20 protein-coding genes are annotated in these 21,389 nt (G+C 72.5%); 11 read left to right on the top strand and 9 right to left on the bottom strand.

Annotated elements, in window-relative coordinates:
• The first annotated feature begins 44 nt into the window (after nucleotides 1–44).
• The 6 genes from VKK44_RS19835 (at nucleotide 45) to VKK44_RS19810 (ending at nucleotide 5,325) form a co-directional block, all read left to right on the top strand.
• Nucleotides 45–281, top strand: coding sequence for an HTH domain-containing protein (locus tag VKK44_RS19835; protein WP_030275209.1), 237 nt, complete (start codon nucleotides 45–47; stop codon nucleotides 279–281).
• Complete coding sequence (locus VKK44_RS19830) at nucleotides 281–856, top strand: Clp protease N-terminal domain-containing protein (protein WP_343442659.1); 576 nt, start codon at nucleotides 281–283, stop codon at nucleotides 854–856. The genes VKK44_RS19835 and VKK44_RS19830 overlap by 1 nt, the downstream gene beginning before the upstream one ends.
• Before the next feature lie 92 nt (nucleotides 857–948).
• Nucleotides 949–1,956, top strand: coding sequence for a diacylglycerol/lipid kinase family protein (locus tag VKK44_RS19825; RefSeq protein ID WP_343442657.1), 1,008 nt, complete (start codon nucleotides 949–951; stop codon nucleotides 1,954–1,956).
• Entirely contained in the window at nucleotides 1,949–2,950 is a 1,002-nt protein-coding gene (locus VKK44_RS19820) for a YihY/virulence factor BrkB family protein (RefSeq protein WP_343442655.1), read from the top strand. Before VKK44_RS19825 ends, VKK44_RS19820 begins: the two co-directional genes overlap by 8 nt.
• A 76-nt stretch (nucleotides 2,951–3,026) precedes the next feature.
• A complete protein-coding gene (locus VKK44_RS19815) occupies nucleotides 3,027–4,517 on the top strand; it encodes a phosphatase PAP2 family protein (RefSeq protein ID WP_343442653.1) in 1,491 nt (496 codons plus the stop codon).
• Between the two features lie 4 nt (nucleotides 4,518–4,521).
• The gene (locus VKK44_RS19810; protein ID WP_343442651.1) at nucleotides 4,522–5,325 is read left to right on the top strand and encodes an endonuclease/exonuclease/phosphatase family protein; all 804 of its coding nucleotides are present in this window, start codon (nucleotides 4,522–4,524) and stop codon (nucleotides 5,323–5,325) included.
• A gap of 109 nt (nucleotides 5,326–5,434) precedes the next feature.
• Here the strand turns inward: VKK44_RS19810 and VKK44_RS19805 are convergent, their stop codons facing one another.
• Together VKK44_RS19805 and VKK44_RS19800 are read right to left on the bottom strand one after the other, a co-directional pair.
• The gene (locus tag VKK44_RS19805; protein ID WP_343442650.1) at nucleotides 5,435–5,722 is read right to left on the bottom strand and encodes an alpha/beta fold hydrolase; all 288 of its coding nucleotides are present in this window, start codon (nucleotides 5,720–5,722) and stop codon (nucleotides 5,435–5,437) included.
• Nucleotides 5,723–5,825: 103 nt separating this feature from the next.
• Complete coding sequence (locus tag VKK44_RS19800) at nucleotides 5,826–6,788, bottom strand: TIGR03557 family F420-dependent LLM class oxidoreductase (protein ID WP_281935123.1); 963 nt, start codon at nucleotides 6,786–6,788, stop codon at nucleotides 5,826–5,828.
• 326 nt (nucleotides 6,789–7,114) lie between these two features.
• Between VKK44_RS19800 and VKK44_RS19795 the strand changes: the two genes are divergently transcribed.
• On the top strand, nucleotides 7,115–8,497 hold the full coding sequence (locus VKK44_RS19795) for a cellulase family glycosylhydrolase (protein WP_343442648.1): 1,383 nt from the start codon (nucleotides 7,115–7,117) through the stop codon (nucleotides 8,495–8,497).
• Between the two features lie 384 nt (nucleotides 8,498–8,881).
• Here the strand turns inward: VKK44_RS19795 and VKK44_RS19790 are convergent, their stop codons facing one another.
• The 6 genes from VKK44_RS19790 to VKK44_RS19765 form a co-directional block, all read right to left on the bottom strand.
• Nucleotides 8,882–10,129: an RNA polymerase sigma factor gene (locus tag VKK44_RS19790; RefSeq protein ID WP_343447826.1), complete on the bottom strand. Its 1,248-nt coding sequence runs from the start codon at nucleotides 10,127–10,129 to the stop codon at nucleotides 8,882–8,884.
• A 2-nt stretch (nucleotides 10,130–10,131) separates the two neighbouring features.
• The gene (locus VKK44_RS19785) at nucleotides 10,132–10,524 is read right to left on the bottom strand and encodes a YciI family protein (protein ID WP_343447825.1); all 393 of its coding nucleotides are present in this window, start codon (nucleotides 10,522–10,524) and stop codon (nucleotides 10,132–10,134) included.
• Nucleotides 10,525–10,627: 103 nt separating this feature from the next.
• On the bottom strand, nucleotides 10,628–12,859 hold the full coding sequence (locus VKK44_RS19780) for an alpha-galactosidase (RefSeq protein WP_343442646.1): 2,232 nt from the start codon (nucleotides 12,857–12,859) through the stop codon (nucleotides 10,628–10,630).
• Entirely contained in the window at nucleotides 12,856–13,740 is an 885-nt protein-coding gene (locus tag VKK44_RS19775) for a carbohydrate ABC transporter permease (RefSeq protein ID WP_343442645.1), read from the bottom strand. The genes VKK44_RS19780 and VKK44_RS19775 overlap by 4 nt, the downstream gene beginning before the upstream one ends.
• Nucleotides 13,737–14,693, bottom strand: coding sequence for a carbohydrate ABC transporter permease (locus tag VKK44_RS19770; RefSeq protein WP_343442643.1), 957 nt, complete (start codon nucleotides 14,691–14,693; stop codon nucleotides 13,737–13,739). The genes VKK44_RS19775 and VKK44_RS19770 overlap by 4 nt, the downstream gene beginning before the upstream one ends.
• A gap of 22 nt (nucleotides 14,694–14,715) precedes the next feature.
• Nucleotides 14,716–16,047: an ABC transporter substrate-binding protein gene (locus VKK44_RS19765; protein WP_343442641.1), complete on the bottom strand. Its 1,332-nt coding sequence runs from the start codon at nucleotides 16,045–16,047 to the stop codon at nucleotides 14,716–14,718.
• Nucleotides 16,048–16,275: 228 nt separating this feature from the next.
• On the opposite strand from VKK44_RS19765, the gene VKK44_RS19760 reads away from it, so the two are divergent.
• The 3 genes from VKK44_RS19760 (at nucleotide 16,276) to VKK44_RS19750 (ending at nucleotide 20,153) form a co-directional block, all read left to right on the top strand.
• The gene (locus VKK44_RS19760) at nucleotides 16,276–18,267 is read left to right on the top strand and encodes a beta-galactosidase (protein ID WP_343442640.1); all 1,992 of its coding nucleotides are present in this window, start codon (nucleotides 16,276–16,278) and stop codon (nucleotides 18,265–18,267) included.
• Nucleotides 18,267–19,043 (top strand): DeoR/GlpR family DNA-binding transcription regulator, encoded by a 777-nt coding sequence (locus tag VKK44_RS19755; protein ID WP_343442639.1) that lies wholly within the window; start codon nucleotides 18,267–18,269, stop codon nucleotides 19,041–19,043. The genes VKK44_RS19760 and VKK44_RS19755 overlap by 1 nt, the downstream gene beginning before the upstream one ends.
• A 132-nt stretch (nucleotides 19,044–19,175) precedes the next feature.
• Entirely contained in the window at nucleotides 19,176–20,153 is a 978-nt protein-coding gene (locus VKK44_RS19750) for a sporulation protein (RefSeq protein WP_343442638.1), read from the top strand.
• A gap of 60 nt (nucleotides 20,154–20,213) precedes the next feature.
• Here the strand turns inward: VKK44_RS19750 and VKK44_RS19745 are convergent, their stop codons facing one another.
• A complete protein-coding gene (locus VKK44_RS19745) occupies nucleotides 20,214–20,591 on the bottom strand; it encodes a hypothetical protein (RefSeq protein WP_374709171.1) in 378 nt (125 codons plus the stop codon).
• A 328-nt stretch (nucleotides 20,592–20,919) separates the two neighbouring features.
• On the opposite strand from VKK44_RS19745, the gene VKK44_RS19740 reads away from it, so the two are divergent.
• Nucleotides 20,920–21,342 carry a hypothetical protein gene (locus tag VKK44_RS19740; RefSeq protein WP_343442637.1) on the top strand — a complete coding sequence of 141 codons (423 nt, stop codon included), beginning with the start codon at nucleotides 20,920–20,922 and terminating at the stop codon, nucleotides 21,340–21,342.
• Nucleotides 21,343–21,389 lie beyond the last annotated feature (47 nt).

Genomic DNA, 21,389 nt, shown 5'->3' with positions numbered 1-21,389 from the left:
CAACCGGGGTTGACGAATCCACGCTGTCAACCTACATTGACAGCATGAGTCAGGCGACGGAACTCGCGGCGGCAGCCGGCAGCACCGACCCGAAGGTCGGCCTGCGCGCCGTGCTCGCCCTGCGCCGGCTGCTCGAACGGCTCGAGGTGATCCAGGTGGACAACGCCCGTCGACAGGGCTGGTCCTGGCAGGAGATCGCCGACGCGCTCGAGGTCAGCCGACAGGCGGTCCACAAGAAACACGCCGGGCGACCGGCGGTGCGCGAGAGCTGGGAGGCGTGATGTTCGAACGATTCACCGACCGGGCCCGTGCCGTGGTGCACCATGCGGTCACCGAGGCCCGGGCGGAGGGCCGGCGCCCGGTCGGCACCGAGCACCTGCTGCTCGGCGTGCTGGCCGACGGCGACAACCTGGCGGTCCGGCTGCTCGCCGCCGGCGGCGTCGAGGCCGACGGCCTGCGCGCGGCGGTGGCCCGCCACACCGCGCAGGGCGTCGACGGGCTCGGCGCGGCGGACGCGGCGGCGCTGCGCGAGATCGGCATCGACCTGGCCGCCATCGTGGCCCGGATCGAGGAGTCGTTCGGCCCGGACGCGCTCCGCGAGGCGGCGCCCCGGCCGCGCCGGTGGTGGCGCCGCCGGCCCGACCTGGGCACGTTCTCGCCACGGGCCAAGAAGGTGCTGGAGCTGTCGCTGCGAGAGGCGCTCCGGCTGCGCCACCGGCACATCGGCACCGAGCACATCCTGCTCGGCCTGCTCCGCGAGGGCGACGGCCTGGCCGCGCAGGTGCTCACCGAGGCCGGCGTCGACGTCGACGACCTGCGGCGGCGGGTCGACGCGGCGCTGCGCGAGACGGCCTGACACCCCCGCCGGAATCCAAACCTGATTGCGGTCCTCGCAACGACCCCGCCCGCCGGGTCGCCGCCGCGACCGGCGTCCTGCACACTGGCGCCGTGGACGGTGCAGACGACAAGCTTCCGGTGACCGCGGAGAACCGGACCCCGCGCTCGGCCGTGGTGGTGAACCCGGTCAAGGTGGCCGACCTCGACGAGTTCCGGCAGACCGTGGACGGCGCGCTCGCCGCGGCCGGCTGGCCGGCCCCGACCTGGCACGAGACCACGGTCGAGGACCCGGGTCGCGGCCAGGCGGAGGAGGCGGTCAAGGCCGGCGCCGAGGTGATCTTCGCCTGCGGCGGCGACGGCACCGTGATGGCCTGCGTCACCGCGCTGGCCGGCACCGACGTGGCGCTGGCCGTGCTGCCCCAGGGCACCGGCAACCTGCTCGCCGCCAACCTCGGCCTCTCCGGCGATCTGGCCGCCGGGCTGGAGGTCGCCGTCGAGCGCGGGATGCGCCGGCTCGACGTCGGCGTGGTCGACGACCAGTGCTTCGCGGTGATGGCCGGGATGGGCTTCGACGCCCAGATGCTCGACTCCACCTCCGAGACCACCAAGAAGCGGATCGGCTGGCCGGCCTACCTGGTCGGCGCCGCCCGCCACCTGCGGGACCGGCCGATGCGGGTCTCGGTCCGCATCGACGGTCGGCCCCCGCTGCGCCGCCGCGCCCGCTCGGTCCTGGTGGCCAACGTCGGCCGCCTCCAGGGCGGGGTGCGGCTGCTCACCGACGCCGAGCCGGACGACGGCTGGCTCGACGTGGCGGTGCTGACCCCGCGCACGCTCGGCCACTGGGTCGCCATGGGCTGGGCGCTGGTCCGCCGCCGCGGCAGCGTGCCCCGGATGGAGGTGTTCCGGGCCCGCACCGTCGAGATCGCCAGCAACCGGGCCCAGCCCCGGCAGCTCGACGGTGACCTGATCGAGCCGGGCCGTTCGCTCACCGCCACCATCCGGCCCGAGTCGCTCTGGCTCTGCGTGCCGCGCCCGGCGGACCACCCCGACCTGGCGGAGGACGCCGAGGCAGCCGCCGAGCGCGGCGAGCGCCTGATCGACGAGGCGCGCCGTGAGTAGCACCAAGCTCGTCCCCGAGACCCGGTTGATGACCTCCGACGAGCTGTCCGCCGACGACGCCTGGCGCACCCTTCGCCGGCACGGCGGCTGGTCCCTGCTGCGGGACGCGTTCATCCGGTTCCGCTACGGCGACGGCTTCAGCCACTCCCGGGCGCTGGCGTTGCAGCTCTGCCTCGCCGTGGTGCCGTTCCTGATCGCGCTCACCGGCCTGATCACCGACCTCGGCGCGGACGAGGGCGGCAAGGTCGTCGCCGACACGGTGTTGGCGATCACCCCGGGTCAGAGCGAGACGGTGGTGCAGGAGCTGCTGTCCGACACCGACCGCACCGAGGACGCCGGCGAGCTGGCGCTGACCCTCGGCCTGATCACCGGGCTGGTCGCGCTGACCACCACGATGGCGCAGATCGAGCGCGGCGCGAACCGGATCTACGGCGTCGAGCGGGACCGCCCGGCGTTCGCCAAGTACGTCCGCGCCGCCGTCCTCGCGGTGGTCGCCGGCGTGCCCGCGCTGACCGGGTTCCTGATCCTGGTCGGCGGCGGCGCGCTGGGCGACTCGGTGCGCCGGCACTACGAGTGGGGCGACGCCGCCACCGTCGTCTGGGACGTGATCCGCTGGCCGCTCAGCCTCGGCCTGACCGTGCTCGCCGTGGCGGTGCTGTTCCGGCACGCGCCCCGGCGCAAGCAACCCGGCCTGTCCTGGCTCTTCTTCGGCGCCGGCATCGCCATCGCGCTGTGGTGGCTGGCCAGCCTGCTGCTCGCCGCGTACGTCAAGTACAGCGGCGGGTTCGGCCAGACCTACGGCGCGTTGACCGGCATGATGGCGCTGCTGCTCTGGGCCAACCTCACCGGGATGGCGCTCTTCGGCGGACTGGCCTTCGCCGCCCAGTTGGAGGCCATGCGGATCGGGGTGGAGGAGCCGGCCCAGCCGGACCTGTGGGAGCCGGAGGCGCAGCGCGAGGAGCTGTTCGACACCGGGGAGATGACCGCGCTCTGACGCCGCGCCGACCCGGCGTGTGAGAGCCACGCCGATCGGGTACAGCGCGCCTCGCAGAAGAAAAGGGAGGTGCGGTGTGACAGCGGTCAAGGAAGCCGGGCGCCGGCCGCTCGGCCACTTCGCCGAGCGGAGCCTGGTCGGGCTGCTCGCGGTGGCCGGCGCGGGCGTCGCATTCGGCGTGCTGCTCATGCTCGTCCGGTTCCGCTGGAGCCCGTTGCAACACGCCGACCACGAGGCGGCCGAGTGGTTCAACAGCCTCGTGGCACCGCACAAGCCGCTGGTCGCCGTGCTCCAGGCGATCACCGACCTGGGCGGTCGCCCGGTGCTGATCTGGCTGATCACCATCGCCGTGGTGGGCCTGCTGATCCGCCGCCAGTCCCGGCTCGCGGTCTACCTGATCGTCACCGGCGTGGGCGGGCTGATCCTCGATCCGTCGCTCAAGGCGCTGGTGGGGCGGCTGCGCCCGGTGGTGGACGTGCCGATCGCCAGCGCCCCCGGCAACAGCTTCCCCAGCGGCCACGCGCTCGGCTCGTTCGTCGCGTACGGCGCGCTGCTGCTGGTGTTCCTGCCGGCCATGGCGCCGCGCTGGCGCAAGCCGGCCATCGCCGTCGCCGCCGTGCTGGTCCTCCTGGTCGGGCTGACCCGGATCGCGTTGGGCGTGCACTTCGTGTCGGACGTGCTCGGCGGTTGGCTGCTCGGCGCGGCCTGGCTGGGCGTCACCGCGTACGCGTTCCGGCTCTGGCGGCGCGAGCGCGGCCGGCCGGTGCCGCCGCTGAGCGAGGGCCTGGAGCCCGAGGCGGGCCGGGAGATCTCTCCCGCCCCGGCCGAGGAGAAGGTGCTGGAGCACCCCCGCTCCGCGGTGGCCGAGCTGCTGGTCGGCTGGGTGATCGTCTTCGGCGTGCTGTACGCCTTCGGCATGTACGTCAGCTACCACGCCAAGGGCACGTTCTTCGACACGCTCGACACCGAGGTCCCACGCTGGTTCGCCGCCCGGCACACCGACGCGCTCACGGACCTGAGCTGGTGGTGGAGCAAGTTCGGCGACACCCACGCCATCCTGCTGGTCTCGCTGGTGTTCTGCCCGATCGTGCTGGCCGTGTGGCGGCGCTGGCGACCGGTCCTGTTCGTGGTGCTGGCCATGTTCGGCGAGCTGAGCCTGTTCCTGGCCAGCGCCCGCGTGGTGGAGCGGCCCCGACCGCCGGTGGAGAACCTGGACGGCCAGATGCCCACCTCGTCGTTCCCGTCCGGGCACATCGCGGCGACCATCTGCCTCTGGGCCGCCATGGCGATCATCGTGTTTCCCCGCACCGACCGCTGGTGGCGGTGGCTGTTCGTGGCGATGGCCGTGATCATGCCGGTCGGCGTGGCGACCTCCCGGATGTACCGGGGCATGCACCACCCGACCGACTTCATGGGCGCGATCCTGCTCGGCGCGCTCTGGCTGTCGCTGCTCTGGTGGGTGATCCGGCCCAACGCCGACGTCGCGCAGGGCAACCAGCCGGCGATCGGGTCCGAGCAGGTGGACGAGTTGGACGACGAGCTGGCCAAGGCCGGCCGGCCGGACTGACCCGATGCTTCGGGTGATGACCTGGAACATCCGCACCGGCGGTCGGGACCGTGACGGCACCGACCGCCGGGACCGGATCGTCTCGGTCGTCGCCGCGCAGCGTCCGGACGTGCTGGCCCTCCAGGAGCTGCGCGGCCTGGACCGCACACTGGGCGGGCTGGCGGAGCGGACGGGTCTGGTGCCGTACGTCGCCCGGTCCTGCTTCGGCCAGCCGGTGGCGGTGCTGGTCCGCCCGCCGCTGCGGGTGCTGTCCTCCGGGCGGGTCCGCCGGCCGTTCCACCACGCCGCCGCCCGGGTGCGGGTGGCCACCGGGGCGGGACCGCTGACCGTGTTCAGCACCCACCTGAACCCGTGGTCGGGCGGGCGGCGCCGGTGGGAGGCGGGCTGGCTGGCGGCGGCCGTGCGACGCACCGGGGGAGAGCTGGCCCTGCTCGCCGGGGACCTGAACACGCTGGAGCCGGCCGTCGACCACACCGCCCGCCTGGCCGGGCTCGCCGCGGCGTACCGGCGTCGGCACCTGCGCCGCGACGGCCGTACCGTGGACACCCGCGCGGTGGCCCGGCTGCTCGACGGCGGCCTGGTCGATCTCTGGCCGCGCGCCGGCGGCGACGGGCCGGGCGGGCTGACGGTGCCGACCGGCCACGGTGGCGCGGAGTTCGCCGGGATGCGGCTGGACTACCTGCTCGCCACGCCGGCCCTGGCCGACCGGGTCCGCAGCGTCCGGGTGGTCCGCGACGGCGACGCCGACACCGCCTCCGACCACTACCCCGTCCTGGCCGAGCTGGACCTCGCGCCCCGGCACGGCTGAATTCGGCCTGGGCGGGCGGGGCAGGCGAGGTCGCGTCGCGGCCGGGTTCAGAGGATCAGGTTGATCAGCACGGTCAGCACCACCGAGGCCACGATCGAGAACAGGATCATCAGGAGGCAGCCGAGCCCGCCGCCAGCGGGCCGGATCTCGGTGTTTCCGATACGCATGACGTCAGCTCCTCGTCGTCCGGGGTGAGCAGGTCGCGGATCGCCCGGGCGACCGGGCCGGGCGCGGTGGTGACCACGTTGTGCGCCGCGCCGGGCACGGTCACCGCGTGACCGTCGGTCAGCAGCCGGGCGGCCTCGGCCCGCCAGCCGGCCGGCGCGACCGGGTCCCGGGCGCCGGCCAGCACCAGCGTCGGACGCGCGTCGCGCACGTCGCGGAGCAGGACCGGCACCTGTCACGGCGCCTCCGCAGCGTGTCGACCAGCCACCGGCCGATCTGGCCGCGCCGGGAACGGCCGGCCGGGGCGCGGCGCAGCTCCGCCGGCCCGAAACCCGTCACAGCTCGCGCAGCCGGGGCAGCAGCTCCTCCTGGGCCCAGTCCAGGAACATCGGCTGCCGGTCGCCGCCGACCTGGACCAGCGCCACGTGGGTGAAGCCGGCGTCGACGAACTTCTTGAACGCCTCGACGTGCCGCTCGACGTCCGGGCCGCAGGAGATGCCCTCGGCCACGTCCTCCTCGCGGACGAACTGGGTGGCCGCGTCGAACGCGTCCGGGTTGGGCAGGTCCGCGTTGACCTTCCAGCCCATGCCGAACCAGCGGAACTGGTCGTGCACGATCTTGCGGCACTCGTCCTCGTCCGGGCCGTAGCAGATGGCCACCTGGCCGTAGCGGGGGCGGCCCGCGCCGCCGGCCTCCTCGTACATGTCGACGAGGTGGGACAGCGGATCGGTGGCGATCATGGCGTCCGCGTACTCGGCGGCGAGCGTGGCGGACTGTCGGCCGGACGCCGCCACCGCCATCGGCACCGGCCGCTCGGGCCGGTCCCAGACGTACGCGTCGGGCACGTCGAAGTGGTTGCCGGAGAACGTCAGCGTCTCGCCGTTGAGCAGGGGCCGGATGATCTGGAGCGCCTCCTCGAACATCTCGTGCCGCTGCTGCACGTGCGGCCAGCCACCCACCACGTGCTCGTTGAGGTTCTCCCCGGCGCCGAGGCCGAGCGTGAACCGCCCGTCCGAGAGCACCCCGATGGTGCTGGCCTTCTGCGCCACCACGGCCGGGTGGTAGCGGCGGATCGGACAGGTGACGAACGACAGCAGCTCGGGCCGGGTGGTGGCGTGGGCGACCGCGCCGAGCACCGACCAGGCGTAGGGCGAGTGGCCCTGCGACTCCAGCCACGGGTAGTAGTGGTCGGACATGACCAGGTGGTCGAAACCGGCGGCTTCGGCGCGCACCGCGTGGTCGACCAACTCCTTCGGTCCGGCCTGCTCGCACATCAGGGTGTAGCCGACGTTCACCATGGCGCCTCTCCTCCCGGGTGGATCGTCCCGGGATACCCCGCCGGGCGCGGGTCAACCCTGGTGTCCGCTTCTCCGGCCGGATCTCTTGACGGGCCGTCGGATGCTGCCTACAGTCCGGCTTAACCGGTTCAGGCCGGGGAGGCGCACCATCCTGTGGTGGGGATGACCGCCCCTGTGGCGGCCCGTGATGACGCGGGCCGTCACGGGACTTAACCGGTTGCCTTCGACAGTCCATCGGCCTACGCTGATGCCGGCGTCCGGGACCGTCATCACCATCACCGCACCCCCACACGGGCACGGGGGAGATCTCCCTTCAGAGGACAGCCATGAAGAAAATGCTCTCCGCCGCGGGCGTCGCCCTGCTGACGGCGCTCACCGCCGTCTTCGCCTTCGGGCAGCCGGCGCAGGCCGCGACCGGGTTCTCCGTCTCGAACGGTCGGCTCTACGACGCCAACGGCACCGAGTTCGTGATGCGCGGCGTCAACCACGCGCACACCTGGTACCCGCAGCAGACCAGCTCGTTCGCCAACATCAAGGCGCTCGGCGCCAACACGGTCCGGGTGGTGCTGGCCAGCGGCGACCGCTGGACCACGAACAGCGCCGCCGACGTGGCCAACGTGATCTCGCTGTGCAAGGCCAACCGGCTCATCTGCGTGCTGGAGGTGCACGACACCACCGGCTACGGTGAGGACGGCGCCGCCACCACGCTGGCCAAGGCGACCGACTACTGGCTGAGCATCGCCGACGTGCTCAAGGGCCAGGAGAAGTACGTCATCGTCAACATCGGCAACGAGCCGTTCGGCAACCAGGGCTACAGCGCCTGGACCACCGACACCTCGAACGCGATCAAGCGGCTGCGCGCTGGCGGCCTCACCCACACGATCATGGTGGACGCGCCGAACTGGGGCCAGGACTGGTCGTTCACCATGCGCGACAACGCCGGCACCGTCTTCAACGCCGACCCGCAGCGCAACACCGTCTTCTCCATCCACATGTACGGCGTGTTCGACACCGCCGCGGAGATCAGCGACTACCTGGGCCGGTTCCGCACCGCCGGGCTGCCCATCGTGGTCGGTGAGTTCGGCTTCAACCACTCCGACGGCAACCCCGACGAGGACGCCATCATGTCCTACGCCCAGACCAACCGGATCGGCTACCTGGGCTGGTCGTGGAGCGGCAACGGCGGCGGCGTGGAATACCTGGACATGACCACCGGCTTCAACCCGGCCCAGCTCACCAGTTGGGGTCAGCGCATCTTCAACGGCGCCAACGGCATCGCCGCCACCTCCCGCGAGGCCTCGGTCTACTCCGGCAGCTCGCCGAGCCCGACCACCAGCCCGACCCCGACGACGAGCCCCAGCCCGACCACCAGCCCCACCCCGACCACGCCGCCGACCAGCACGCCGCCGCCGGCCGGTGGCTGCACCGCCACCCTCACCGTCGTCAACTCGTGGCAGGGCGGCTTCCAGGGCGACGTCAAGGTGACCGCCGGTTCCGCCGCGATCACCGGCTGGACGGCGAAGTGGACGTTCGCCAACGGCCAGACCGTCAGCCAGGCGTGGAACGCCACGGTCAGCGGCAGCGGGTCGGCCTGGACCGCCCGCAACGTCGACTACAACGGCCGGCTCGGCGCCGGCGCCAGCACCACGTTCGGCTTCATCGGCAACGGCAGCGCCGCCACGCCGGCGGTGACCTGCACCGCGAGCTGACCGACCGCGCATCGGGTGGCCGGGTCCGCACGGACCCGGCCACCCTTCTTCTGGCCGCTCGGCAGGGTGCGTGGGCCTACGAGGTTGAGGGCGTGAACGGGTCACCCACGGTGACTCGTCTGCGCCATCAGGTTTGTAGGCACCGTCCGGCCTGGTACGAGAGCGGGCGACGACAAAGAGTCAGGGGGCTGCGGACGTACGCGGGGCGGCGCGCACCCACTTCCTCCGACAGCACCACTCCACCTCCGCGACCCCACCACCCACCACCCGCAGCCCGGCCACCCCCTGACCGCGTGATCAAGGGGTTCGCGTCACCAGCCAGGCCGGCCACCGACGCGAACTCCTTGATCACCGGGTACAGCGGGGGTGAGGGACAGCGCGGGGTCAGCGGGGAGGGTGGAGGCGGGCGGCGCGGGTCAGCAGGTACTCCTGTTCGGGGCGGCTGGTGGTTCTCGCGGCGGCGGCACGATAGTGGGCCGCGGCGGCGTCGTGGTCGCCGGCCATCTCGTGCAGGTGGGCGCGGGCCGCGTCGAGCCGGTGCGAGCCGGCCAGCCGGGGATCGTCGACCAGGCCGGCGAGCGCGTCCAGCCCGGCGGTCGGCCCGTGCACCATGGCGGTCGCCACCGCACGGTTCAACGCCACCACCGGGCTGCCGGTGAGCCGCTCCAGCACCCCGTACAGCGCGAGGATCTGCGGCCAGTCGGTGGCCGCCGCGGTCGGCGCCTCGTCGTGCAGCGCGGCGACGGCGGCCTGGAGCTGGTACGGCCCCACCGGCCCCCGGGTCATCGCGTCGGTGACCAGCGTCGTGCCCTCGGCGATCGCGGCGGCGTCCCAGCGGGAGCGGTCCTGCTCGGCGAGCGGGATCAGCTCGCCCGACGGGCCGGTCCGGGCGGCGGCGCGGGCGTCGGTGAGCCGCATCAGGGCGAGCAGCCCGGCGACCTCGCTGTCGTCGGGCAGCAGCCGGTGCATCTCGCGGGCCAGCCGGATCGCCTCGTCGGAGAGGTCGACCCGCCGCAGGTCGTCGCCGAGGCTTGCGGTGTGCCCCTCGGTGAAGATCAGGTAGAGCACGTGCAGCACGGCGGCGAGCCGGGCCTGCCGGTCGGGCGGCTCGGGCAGCCGGAACGGCAGCCGGGAGTCGCTGATGCGTTGCTTGGCCCGGCTGATCCGCTGCGCCATGGTGGCCTCGGGCACCAGGAACGCGCGGGCGATCTCGGCGGTGCTCAGGCCACCCACCGCGCGCAGCGTCAGCGCGATCGCCGAGGGCGTGGTCAGCGACGGGTGGCAGCAGAGGAAGAGCAGTACCAGCGTGTCGTCCCGGTCGCCGGTCAACGGCTCGTCGGCGGCGGGTGCGGTCCGCCGGTCGTCGCCGGAGCGGCGGGCCGCGCGGTCCTCCCGGTCCCGTCGGGCCGTCTCGGCACGCACCAGTTCGATCATCCGCCGGTACGCGACCTGCGTGAGCCAGCCACGCGGATGCGTCGGCAGCCCCTCGACCGGCCACTGCCGGCTGGCCGCGAGCAGCGCCTCCTGCACCGCGTCCTCGGCGGTGGCGAAGTCACCGAAGCGGCGGGCGAGTACGCCGAGGACCTGCGGCGCCAGTTCGCGCAGCAGGCCCTCGACGACGTGCCCGGCCAGGGTCACATCTCCTGCGGCGGCCCGGACATCACCGGGTGCACCTCGATCGGCATGTGCAGCGGCCGGCCACCCGGGCCGGGCGCGGCGGAGATGAACGCGGCGATCTCGACCGCCCGCTGCGGCGTCTCGCAGTCGACGATCCAGAAGCCGGCCAGGAACTCCTTCGTCTCCGCGAACGGACCCTCGGTGACCACCGGCGCGCCGTTCTCGCCGGCCCGCACGATCCGGGCCTGCTGCGGGCCGCCCAGCCCCTCGCCCTGCACGAACTCGCCGTCGGCCATGAGCTTCGCGTTGACCTCGCCCATGAAGTCGATGTGCGCCCGGAACTCCTCCGGCGTCCAGGTGTCCACCGGCGGGAAGTCGGTCCCGGCGGCGCTGAACTGCATCAGCAGCATGTACTTCACGATTCGCTCCTCACGCCCGAGCACCGATTGTCGGTGCTTCCACGCTCAGGTAGAAGCCACCACCCCGCGTCTCGACATCCGTCAGCGAAGTTTTTCAGAAAAGTGCGGTGACCTCCCACAGCAGCGCCTGCTCCGGGTGCAGGGCCGGCAGTTGCAGGCCGACCGTCCCGAGCACCGACCCGGGCAGCGTCACCCCGGCGCCGGACGCCAGCCAACCCGGCGGGGTCAGCTCCAGCAGCGCCGGCTCCGGCACCCCGGCCGGCGGACGCACCAGGTAGCGCCGCCGCGGGTCCAGCCCCGGCAACCGCACCGCGCCTGGCACCTGGGCGACGGACGTGGCGACCCGGCTGACCGCGTACACCGCCCGGGAGCGGTCGTGGGCGACCACGCCGTGGGCCTGCACGGCCGGGTCCGGGTGGTCGACCCGGACCACCCGCCCGCCGTGCAGCAGCGGGCGCAGCCGCTTGTGCAACGCCACCCAGGCGGCCAGTTCGGCCCGGGTGGACGCGTCGATCGCGGTGATGTCCCACTCGATGCCGTGGTGGCCGAAGAGCGCGGTGACCGCCCGGAAGCCGAGGTCGTGCACGCGGTGCGTGGTGTGCGAGCGGTCCGGCCCGATGTGCGTGCCGATCAGCTCCGGCGGGAGCAGCAGGCCGGTCCAGCGTTGGACGGCCAGCCGTTCCAGCGCGTCGTTGCAGTCGCTGGCCCAGACCCGGTCGGTACGACGCAGGATCTCCAGGTCTACCCGGGCTCCGCCGGACGAGCAGCTCTCGATCTCCAGGCCGGGGTGCCGGGCGCGCAGTTCGTCCAGCAGGCGGTAGACGGCCACGGTCTGCGCGTGCACGCCGGGCCGGCCGGCGTGCCCGGCCTCGGTGAGGTCACGGTTGTGGTCCCACTTGAGGTACGCGATCCCGGCGTGCTCGCGCAGCACCGCGTCGAGCCGGTCGCGCAGGTACGCGTACGCGTCCGGGTGGGCCAGGTCCAGCACCTGCTGGTGCCGCCACGGCAGCGGCAGCCGGCCGGGTGCCTGGAGCACCCAGTCGGGGTGGGCGCGGAACAGGTCGGAGTCGGGGTTGACCATCTCCGGCTCGACCCAGAGCCCGAACTGCATGCCGTGCCCGCGGACGTGGTCGATGAGTGGTTGCAGGCCGCCGGGCCACACCTGCTCGTCGACCCACCAGTCGCCGAGCCCGGCGAGGTCGTGCCGCCGGCCGCGGAACCAGCCGTCGTCGAGCACGAAGCGTTCCACGCCCACCTCGGCGGCCCGGTCGGCGAGCGCCCGCAGCCGGTCCAGGTCGTGGTCGAAGTAGACCGCCTCCCACACGTTCAGCGTCACTGGGCGCGGCGCGGGCGGATGCCCCGGCCGGGCGCGCAGGTGGGTGTGCAGCACGTGGCTGAGCCCGTCCAGCCCGTCCGACGACCGGACCGCGTACAGCAGCGGCGTGGCGTACTCCTCGCCGGGCCCGAGCACGATCTCGCCGGGTGCGAGCAGTTCACCGCCGCCGAGTGTGGCCTCGCCGGTGGGGCGGCGCTCGGCCACCGTGACGTGGTCGCCGCTCCACGCGGTGTGCACCGCCCACACCTCGCCGTGCCCGAAGCCGAAGCCGGGCGTGCCGGCCACCAGCAGCAACGTGGCGTCGTGCCCGGTGCGGCCGTGCCGCCCCTCGCGGACCCAGGCGCCCATCGGCCACGGGTGCCGCTGCGGCTCGCGTTCCCGGCACCAACGCCCGGTCAGGTCGAGCAGCTCGGTGGCGACCGCCGGCACCGGCAGCACGGGGGTCAGCTCGCGCAGCTCGTAGCGGCCGTCGCCGTCGTTGCGCAGCCGGTGCCGCAGCGTCAGCAACCCCGCCGGGTCCAGCGTGATCTCGATCGTCAGGCTCAACCCCGCGCCCGGGTCCGCCGCCCGCACCACCACCCGCCCGCGGGAAAGGAGGGGCCCCCGGTTAACGCCTGGTGCAGGTGCGGGGGCCCCTCCTAACCGCTCGGGGGCGGGGGAGGGGGAGGTGGGTGACGGTGGGGCGGGGTCGTCGTGGACGTCGAGCCCGGTCAGCCGGAACGCCGTCGACCAGTCCCGGCCGTCGCGGTGACCGGCCAGGCCGGGCCGGCCGCCCCAGCCGGCGCTCGCCTCCGGCAGCAGCGACAGCACGGTCGGCGCGTCGAAGCTGCTCGGCACCACCGGCGGCACGGTGGCGTCGACGAGCGCGGGCAGCTCCTCGGCCGACAGTGGCCCGAGGTCGGCGCCCCAGTGCACGACCCGGGGCAGCCCCGGGCCGCGCGCGTCGAGCACCAGGCTGGTTCCGGCCCGGTGCAGGTGGAGGATCGTCATCCCTTGGAGGCTCCCAGCGTCAGGCCCCGGACGAACTGCTTCTGAAGCAGGAAGAAGATCACCAGGGTGGGGATCGCGACCAGCACCGAGCCGGCCGAGACGAGGTTGTTGTCGGTGAAGAACTGGCCGCGCAGGTTGTTCAGCGAGCTGGTCACCGGGAACTTGTCGCCGGTACGCATCAGCACGGTCGCCCAGAAGAACTCGTTGTAGATCCAGGTGACCTCCAGCGTGGCCAGCGCGGCCAGGGCCGGTCGGCACAGCGGCATGGTCACCTGCCAGTACTGCCGCCACACGCTGGCCCCGTCGACCATCGCGGCCTCGTACAGCTCGTGCGGCAGCGCCTTCATGTAGTTGCTCAGCACGAAGACGCAGAAGCCGCACTGGAACGCGACGTTGACCAGGATCAGCCCCCAGTAGCTGTCGTAGAGCAGCTCCGAGTCGCTCATCCAGGCCGGCAGCGGGATCTGGGTGAACATCCGGAACAGCGGGATCAGCAGCGCCTGCTGCGGCAGCAGGTTCGCGGCGGTGAAGAGGCCCAGCAGCGCGATGTTGAGCTTCCAACTGAACCGGGCGATCACGAACGCCACACAGGAGGCGAGGAAGAGCGTGAGCAGCACCGCCGGCACGGTGATGTAGACCGAGTTGAGGAAGTGCCTGCCGAACTCGGCGGTCCGCCACGCGGTGACGTAGTTGTCGATCGTCCAGCCGCCGAACGAGACGTAGCCGTGCACGGCGGTGTACTGGTACGAGCGGAACGAGGTGAGCACCGCCCAGAACAGCGGGAACAACCAGCCGACGGCGATCGTACCCAGGAAGAGGTGCAGCACCACCCGGGCCGGCCGCAGCGGCCGGCGGCGGCCGGGGGAGACGGCGGCGGTCATCGCTTGTCCTCCCGCATGACGGTCCAGAGGTAGACGGTGATGAAGATCAGGGAGACGGCGAGCATGATGGTGGCCAGCGCGGAGCCGAAGCCGATCCGACTCGCCTCGCCGACCACGTTCTGGGTGACCAGCGCCGAGATCAGTTCCAGCCCGTTGCGGCCCTTGTTGATGACCCAGACCAGGTCGAACGCGCGCAGCGACTCGATCACGGTCACCACCAGCACGATGATGTTGATCGGGCGCATCACCGGGAAGACGACCCGGAAGAACGTGCTGGTCTCCGAGGAGCCGTCCACGGCGGCGGCCTCCCGCAGCGACGGGTCGACGCCCTTCAGACCGGCCAGGTAGAGCAGCATGACGTAGCCGACGTGCCGCCAACCGGCGGCCACCAGCACCGCCCAGATGTTGACGTGCGGGTCGCCGTACCAGTCGGTGTCGCCGCCGAACACGCCGTTGAGCAGGCCCTGGTCCCGGCTGTAGATGAGCTGCCAGATGAAGCCGACAAGCGCCAGCGAGAGCACCACCGGCAGGTAGAGCGCGGTCTGGTAGAACCGGCTGCCGCGCAGTTCCTTGTCCAGCAGCACGGCGAGGAACATGCCGAGCGGGGTGGCGACCACGAAGAGCGCGGCCAGCCAGAGCAGGTTGTTCTGCACCGCGGGGACGAACGGCGGGTAGTTGTTCACCACGTCGTCGTAGTTCCGCCACCCGACCCAGTCGATCTCGCCGAGCGGGCCGATGCCGTCCCAGTCCGTGCCGGAGAGCAGCACGGTCGCCGCCGCGGGCAGCCAGACCAGGGCGAGGACGAGCAGCAGGGGTACCAGCACCATCAGCGTGATCACCACGCGGTCGGTGCCGGACAGGAGCCGTAGCCGTCGACCGCGACCACCGGTGGTGGTGGTCGCGGCCGGTGGCGGCACGGCGCGATCCGCTTGGATCAGGGGCAGGTCGGACATGGTGTCCTTCCCCCTTCCGCCGTCAGCTTGTGAAGATCGACTTCTTCTGGTTCTCGACGCTGGTGAGCATTCCGCCGATGTCCTTCGGGTTCTTGATGAACTGCTGGAGGGCCGGGATGATCACGGTGGAGGCGAAGTCCGGCCGGGTGTCCCGGTCCAGGAACTGGGCGATCTCGGTGGCGGAGCCGACCAGTTCGGCGGCCTTCTTCTGGAGCGCGGTGTAGCCGGCGGTGTCCGCGCCGCTGTTGGCGACCAGCGTGCTCGGGTCGTTCTTGACCGTGACGTTCGCGGCGTCCTTCGAGCCCAGGTACGTCAGCAGCTTGGTGGCGGCGTCCTTGGACTTCGGCTTGCGGGCCATCATGTAGCCGTCGATCGGCGCGTCCAGGCTCTTCGCGCCGATGGTGGAGTCGACCTCCGGGAACGTGAAGAAGTCCAGGTCCTCCAGGTCCGCGCCGCTGAACTGCTGGCCGACGAAGAGGCCGAGCAGGTACATGCCGCTCTTCTTCTGCTGCAACGACTGGGCGGCCTCCTGCCAGGTGCGGCCCAGCGCGTCCGGCTGGTGCAGGGGGAGCAGCCCGGCCCAGGTGTCGAAGACCTTCTTCACCTTGTCGGAGGTCCACGCCTCCTTGCCGGCCATCAGGTCGATGTGGAACTGGTAGCCGTTGATCCGCAGGTTGAGGATGTCGAACGTGCCCATCGCCGGCCAGCCGTCCTTGTCGGCGAAGGCGATCGGGGTCAGGCCGTCCTTCTTCATCTGCGCGCCGAGCGCGCTGAGCTGGTCCAGGGTGGTCGGCACCTGGTAGCCGCGCTGCTGCCAGACCGACTTGCGGTAGAAGACCGCCCACGGGTAGTACGACGCCGGCACGAAGTACTGCTTGCCGTCGTCGCCGGTGGACGCCTTCTTGAACGCGTCGGAGTAGCCGTCGAGCTTGCCCCACACGTCGCTGAGGTCACCGGCCAGGCCCTTGGCCGCGAAGAACCGCATCCGGTAGCCGGCGAACCAGGTGAACACGTCGTCCGGCTTGCCCTGGAGGTAGTTGTTGATGTTCTCCTGGAACGTGTTGTGGTCGACCGTGTTGATGTTGACGGTCACCCCGGACGACGTCTTGAAGCCGTCCATCACCTTGGCGATGACGTCCTTGGGTTTCGGATCCGACTGGTTCGAGCCGAGCGTGACGCTCTTCGCGTCCGTGCCGGAACCGGAGTCGGAGTCGCCGCAGCCGGCGAGCAGGCCGGTGCCGAGCAGTGCGCCCGCGCCGGCCGCGCCGGCCAGCAGTGAGCGCCGGTGCAGGCCGGCGGCGGACGGGGGGACGAGCCGGGCGAGGTACTCGGCTTGCGAGCGGGGACGAGACATGGTGCCTCCTGCGGGGACGAGGTGGCTACGAGATCCACCGAGAATCCACACGTCCGAACAGAAATAGCCGGTGGCGGTTGAAGCTACCCCTTGGTTCGGCGCTGTCAAGAGGACAAAAGGGCAGCGATAACCGTGCTGTGGCAGGGAAAAAAGATGGTAAACGTTGTAATCGCTGTCGATGTTGGAAAGTGTTGACTTGGCCGCCGAACGGGGGCAGCCTCAGCTCTCATGCGGAACTGGCACGGCGAGGGCATCTGGTACGGCGCCGACTACAACCCGGAGCAGTGGCCCGAGCAGGTGTGGCCCGAGGACGTCGCGCTGATGCGCCGAGCCGGGGTCAACCTGGTCTCGGTCGGCATCTTCTCCTGGGCCCTGCTGGAGCCGGCTCCCGGCCGGTACGAGTTCGGCTGGCTCGACCGCGTGCTCGACCTGCTGCACGACGGCGGCATCAGCGTCGACCTGGCCACCGCCACCGCCAGCCCGCCGCCGTGGCTGGCGCACCGGCACCCGGAGACGCTGCCCCGCCGCGCCGACGGCACCGTGCTGTGGCCCGGCGGCCGGCAGGCCTACTGCCCCAGCTCGCCGATCTTCCGGGACCGCTCGCTCGCCCTGGTCGAGGCCGTCGCGACGCGGTACGCCGCCCACCCGGCGGTGGTGCTCTGGCACGTCTCCAACGAACTCGGCTGCCACAACGTGCACTGCTTCTGCGACGTCAGCGCCGAGGCGTACCGCCGCTGGCTGCGCGCGCGGTACGGCGACCTGGACGCGCTCAACGCCGCCTGGGGCACCGCGTTCTGGAGCCAGCGCTACCACGACTGGGCCGAGGTGAACCCGCCGCGTGCCGCGCCCACGTTCGCCAACCCGACCCAGCAGCTCGACTTCCTGCGCTTCTCCTCCGACGAGCAGCGCGCCCAGCTCCGCGCCGAACGGGAGCTGCTCGACCGGCTCGTCACCCAACCGGTCACCACCAACTTCATGATCGGCACCGGCATCAAGCACCTGGACTACCACGCCTGGGCGTCCGACGTGGACGTGGTCGCCAACGACCACTACCTCCCCGCCGCCGACCCGCAGCCGCAGGTGAACCTCGCGCTCGCCGCCGACCACACCCGTGGCGTGGCCGGCGGCGCCCCCTGGCTGCTCATGGAGCACTCCACCAGCGCGGTCAACTGGCAGCCCCGCAACGTGGCCAAGACGCCCGGCCAGCTACGCCGCAACAGCCTGGCGCACGTCGCGCGCGGCGCCGACGGGGTGCTCTTCTTCCAGTGGCGCGCGTCCCGGGCCGGCGCGGAGAAGTTCCACTCCGCGCTGCTCCCGCACGCCGGGCCGGACACGAAGGTGTTCCGCGAGGTCAGCCGGCTCGGCGCCGACCTGCGCGCGCTCGCCGAGGTCCGCGGCAGCCGCGTCGACGCCGACGTCGCCGTGCTGTTCGACTACGAGGCGTGGTGGGGCGCGGAACTCGACTCCCATCCCAGCGTCGACGTCACCTACACCGACCGGCTGGCCGCGCTGCACGCCGCGCTGTGGCGGGCCGGCGTCACCGCCGACGTGGTGCACCCGTCCACCGACCTGTCCCGCTACCGGCTGGTCCTGGTGCCCACGCTCTACCTGATCCGCAACGCCGACGCCGACGCGCTGCGACGCTTCGTCGAAGCCGGCGGCACCGCGCTCGTCACCTACTTCAGCGGCATCGTCGACGAGCACGACCACATCCGGCTCGGCGGCTACCCGGGCGCGTTCCGTGACCTGCTCGGCGTACGCGTGGAGGAGTTCTTCCCGCTGCGCGCCGGCGAGACGGTACGCCTCGACGACGGCGCCCACGCCGACGTGTGGACCGAGTGGCTGCACGCCGAGGGCGCCGAGGTGCTCGCCGCGTACGCCGACGGGCCGCTGCCCGGCGTGCCGGCGCTGACCCGGCACGCCGTCGGCGCGGGTGCCGCCTGGTACGTCGGCACCCGGCTCGACGACGCGGCCACCGACCGGCTGGTGGCCCGGCTGCTCACCGAGGCCGGGGTCCGCCCGCCGGTGCCCGCCCCGACCGGCGTGGAGGTGGTGCGGCGCCGCTCGACGCGGCGGAGCTGGCTGTTCGTGGTCAACCACACGGACGGACCGGCCCGGCTGCCGGCCACCGGCGTCGAGCTGCTCACCGGTGAGCGGTGCGACGGGGACCTGGTGGTGCCGGCGGGGGAGGTGGCGGTGGTCCGCGAGGAGCCGGTCTGATGCTCGCCCAGCAACGGCAGAGCGCCATCCTGGAGCTGATCCGCCAGCGCGGCGGCGTCCGGGTCAGCCACCTGGTCGACCGGTTCGGCGTGTCGGACATGACCATCCGCCGCGACCTGGAGGTGCTGGCCGAGCGCGGGCTGATCGACAAGGTGCACGGCGGCGCGACGCTGGCCGGCCCCGGCTCGACCGAGGAGCCCGGCTTCGCCGCCAAGTCGGTGCGGCAGCGGGCCGAGAAGCGGGCCATCGTCGAGCGGGCCGCCGGGCTGGTCGAGCCGGGCATGGCGGTGGCGCTCTCCGCCGGCACGACCACCGCCGCGCTGGCCGCCCGGCTCGCCGGGGTACGCGGGCTGACCGTGGTCACCAACTCGATCCCGGTCGCCGACGCGCTCTACCAGAATCCCCGCGCCGACCAGAGCGTGGTGCTCACCGGCGGCATCCGTACCCCGTCGGACGCGTTGACCGGCCCGGTCGCCGAGGCGGCCATCGCCGCGCTCAACGTGGACCTGCTCTTCCTCGGCGTGCACGGGATGAGCCGGCGTACCGGCTTCACCACCCCCAACCTGCTGGAGGCGGCGGTGAACCGGCGGCTGATCGGCGCCGCCCGCCGGCTGGTGGTGCTCGCCGACCACACCAAGTGGGAGACGATCGGCATCGCCACCATCGCGCCGCTGGACGAGGCCGACGTGCTGATCACCGACGCCGGCCTGCCCGCGCCGGCCCGCCGCGAACTCGGCGACCAGGTCGGCGAGCTGATCATCGTCCCCACCACCTGACCTGCCCCCGCGCCTCCGCCCCGGCCGGCCGGATGGGCGCGCCTCACAGGCACTTCTCAGCGGCGCCGGTTAGGGTCCCCTCACCACGCGTCCGACGGTCCATGTCGGAGCGCCGTCCCGCGGGAGTGACCGATGGTCTTCAAGAAGATGTTGAGCGCGTTCGGCGTGGGCGGTCCCAGCGTCGACACCGTGCTCACCAACCCGAACACCAGGCCTGGGCTGGCCCTGGACGGGCACGTCAACCTGGTCGGCGGCGACGCGCCGGCGCGCATCGAGCAGATCACCGTCGGCCTGGTCACCCGGGTCGAGATCGAGGGCGGCGACAGCGAGTACGCCGGCATCATGGAGTTCCACCGGATGCCGGTCAGCGGCGCGTTCGAGCTGGCGCCGAAGCAGCAGCTCGCCATCCCGTTCCAGATGCCGGTGCCGTGGGAGACCCCGGTCACCGACGTCTTCGGCCAGCGGCTGCACGGCATGACGATGGGCCTGCGTACCGAGCTGGCGGTGGCGCGGGCGGTCGACAAGTCCGACCTGGACCAGGTGTCGGTGCACCCGCTGCCGATCCACGAGCGGATCCTCGACGCGTTCCAGGCGCTGGGTTTCCGGTTCAAGCACGCGGACCTGGAGCGCGGCCACATCTCCGGCGTGCCGCAGACGCTGCCGTTCTACCAGGAGATCGAGTTCTTCGCCTCGCCGCAGTACGCGCAGACGGTCACCGAGGTCGAGCTGACGTTCGTGACCAGCCAGCAGGGCGTCGAGGTGATCCTGGAGTGCGACAAGCGCGGCGGCTTCCTCAGCGCCGGGCACGACGTCTTCGGGCGGTACGCCGTCCCGCACAGCGACGCCGCGCGCACCGACTGGGCGCAGGTCGTCGACGGTTGGCTGCGGGAGACCACGTCCCGGTACGGCGGCCTGCGCGCCCAGGGCTTCGGCGGCCACTACGGCGCCCCCGGTCACTACGGCCCGCAGGGTCACCACGGTCGTCGTGGCGGCGGCATGGGCGGCATGGTGGCGGGCGCCGCGCTGGGCGTCGCCGGCGGTCTGGTGGCCGGCGAGATGCTCGAGGACGCCTTCGAGGGCGACGACGGCGGGGACTTCGGCGACGAGTGACGGCACGCGACGACGCCCCCGGGACGGATCCCGGGGGCGTCGCCGGTCGCGCGGCGCGGGTCAGCGCCGGCCTCGACGCTCCCTGCCGGAGCGGCGCGCGCTGCCCGCCTTGGACAGACCACGGCTGATCAGGTACGCGCCGGTCAGCGCGGTCAGGTACCACCAGGCCTGGTTCGGGTTGTTGATGTTCAGGCCGTTGGCGGTGGTGCCCTTCCAGAACGCGGCGATCACGACCACCGCGGCGGCTGCGGCGTACACCCAGAACTCGGTGGTGAGGAACGCCTGCTTCGTCTCGGTGCCGGGAGCGGGCATCTCCTCCCGGTGGCCGTCGTGCATCGACGGCATCGGACGGGTCGGCGACTCCATCATGCTCGACCGGTTCTGGACGTCCGACATCGGCCGGTTCATCGGCCTGGTGGATGCGGCCTGCGTGCTCATCTGGTCCTCCTCAGGATTTGATGAGTCGTACGGCACCCTCGCCCCGCTGCCGCAGGTCGGCCACGGCACGGTTCGCACACTGTGGCGGGGGCACCCTCCGACTACCCGGCCCCCGAGACAAGCTAACCGCCGGGCGCCGGCCGTATCCCACCCCACCGACTGCGCCGGTCGTGGGCCTGCGGTGCCACGTTCGACCGTTTTGTCGGTTATCGGAGGTGCCGCAACGCCACGCTCGACGACCAGGGGTGCGGGAAGGTGGGGCGGTTTCAGCGATCGGGCGTCGGGCACGCACCGGGGTACCCACACCGAGAGCTGCGAGGTGGTTGACGTGCGTGAGGACGACATCCGGCAGGACGCCGCCCGGCGGGCCGAACAGCGGGTCGCCGGCGGCGTGTACGGCGAGGGCGCGCTGGACGAGGTCACGGTGCCGCGGACCGACGAACAGCGGGTGATGCAGGAGTCGGATCGGGACGACCCGGCGCACGTGGCGGTCGACCCGGAGGTGCTGCGCGACGGCGGCCCGACCCGGGGCCAGGGCGCGCTGACCACGACCGGCGGCACGGCCGGCCCGGCCAGTGTGCGCCGGGTGGCCCGGCAGCCGGAACAGCACCGGGGCAGGGTGGCGCCGACGACCACCGGGGACGCCACCACCGGCGGACTGAGCACCCCGGCCGGCGGCTCGACGAGTGACGCCTCGGCCCCCGGCGCCCAGGTCGGCAACGTCACCGACGAGAACGCCAACCCCGGCTGAGCGTTGGTCGAGACGGGGCCCCTTCTCTACCGGAAGCGTTGAGAAGG

This window comes from Micromonospora sp. DSM 45708, assembly GCF_039566955.1.
GTDB lineage: Bacteria > Actinomycetota > Actinomycetes > Mycobacteriales > Micromonosporaceae > Micromonospora.
This window is presented reverse-complemented; position numbering and strand designations above follow the sequence as displayed.

Bases quoted from the DNA above. Each gene is read 5' to 3' on its own strand.
- VKK44_RS19835 (WP_030275209.1), top strand. From the start codon at position 45: ATGAGTCAGGCGACGGAACTCGCGGCGGCAGCCGGCAGCACCGACCCG.
- VKK44_RS19830 (WP_343442659.1), top strand. From the start codon at position 281: ATGTTCGAACGATTCACCGACCGGGCCCGTGCCGTGGTGCACCATGCG.
- VKK44_RS19810 (WP_343442651.1), top strand. From the start codon at position 4,522: ATGCTTCGGGTGATGACCTGGAACATCCGCACCGGCGGTCGGGACCGT.
- VKK44_RS19800 (WP_281935123.1), bottom strand. From the start codon at position 6,788: ATGGTGAACGTCGGCTACACCCTGATGTGCGAGCAGGCCGGACCGAAG.
- VKK44_RS19795 (WP_343442648.1), top strand. From the start codon at position 7,115: ATGAAGAAAATGCTCTCCGCCGCGGGCGTCGCCCTGCTGACGGCGCTC.
- VKK44_RS19785 (WP_343447825.1), bottom strand. From the start codon at position 10,524: ATGCTGCTGATGCAGTTCAGCGCCGCCGGGACCGACTTCCCGCCGGTG.
- VKK44_RS19780 (WP_343442646.1), bottom strand. From the start codon at position 12,859: ATGACGATCCTCCACCTGCACCGGGCCGGAACCAGCCTGGTGCTCGAC.
- VKK44_RS19775 (WP_343442645.1), bottom strand. From the start codon at position 13,740: ATGACCGCCGCCGTCTCCCCCGGCCGCCGCCGGCCGCTGCGGCCGGCC.
- VKK44_RS19770 (WP_343442643.1), bottom strand. From the start codon at position 14,693: ATGTCCGACCTGCCCCTGATCCAAGCGGATCGCGCCGTGCCGCCACCG.
- VKK44_RS19765 (WP_343442641.1), bottom strand. From the start codon at position 16,047: ATGTCTCGTCCCCGCTCGCAAGCCGAGTACCTCGCCCGGCTCGTCCCC.
- VKK44_RS19760 (WP_343442640.1), top strand. From the start codon at position 16,276: ATGCGGAACTGGCACGGCGAGGGCATCTGGTACGGCGCCGACTACAAC.
- VKK44_RS19755 (WP_343442639.1), top strand. From the start codon at position 18,267: ATGCTCGCCCAGCAACGGCAGAGCGCCATCCTGGAGCTGATCCGCCAG.
- VKK44_RS19750 (WP_343442638.1), top strand. From the start codon at position 19,176: ATGGTCTTCAAGAAGATGTTGAGCGCGTTCGGCGTGGGCGGTCCCAGC.
- VKK44_RS19745 (WP_374709171.1), bottom strand. From the start codon at position 20,591: ATGAGCACGCAGGCCGCATCCACCAGGCCGATGAACCGGCCGATGTCG.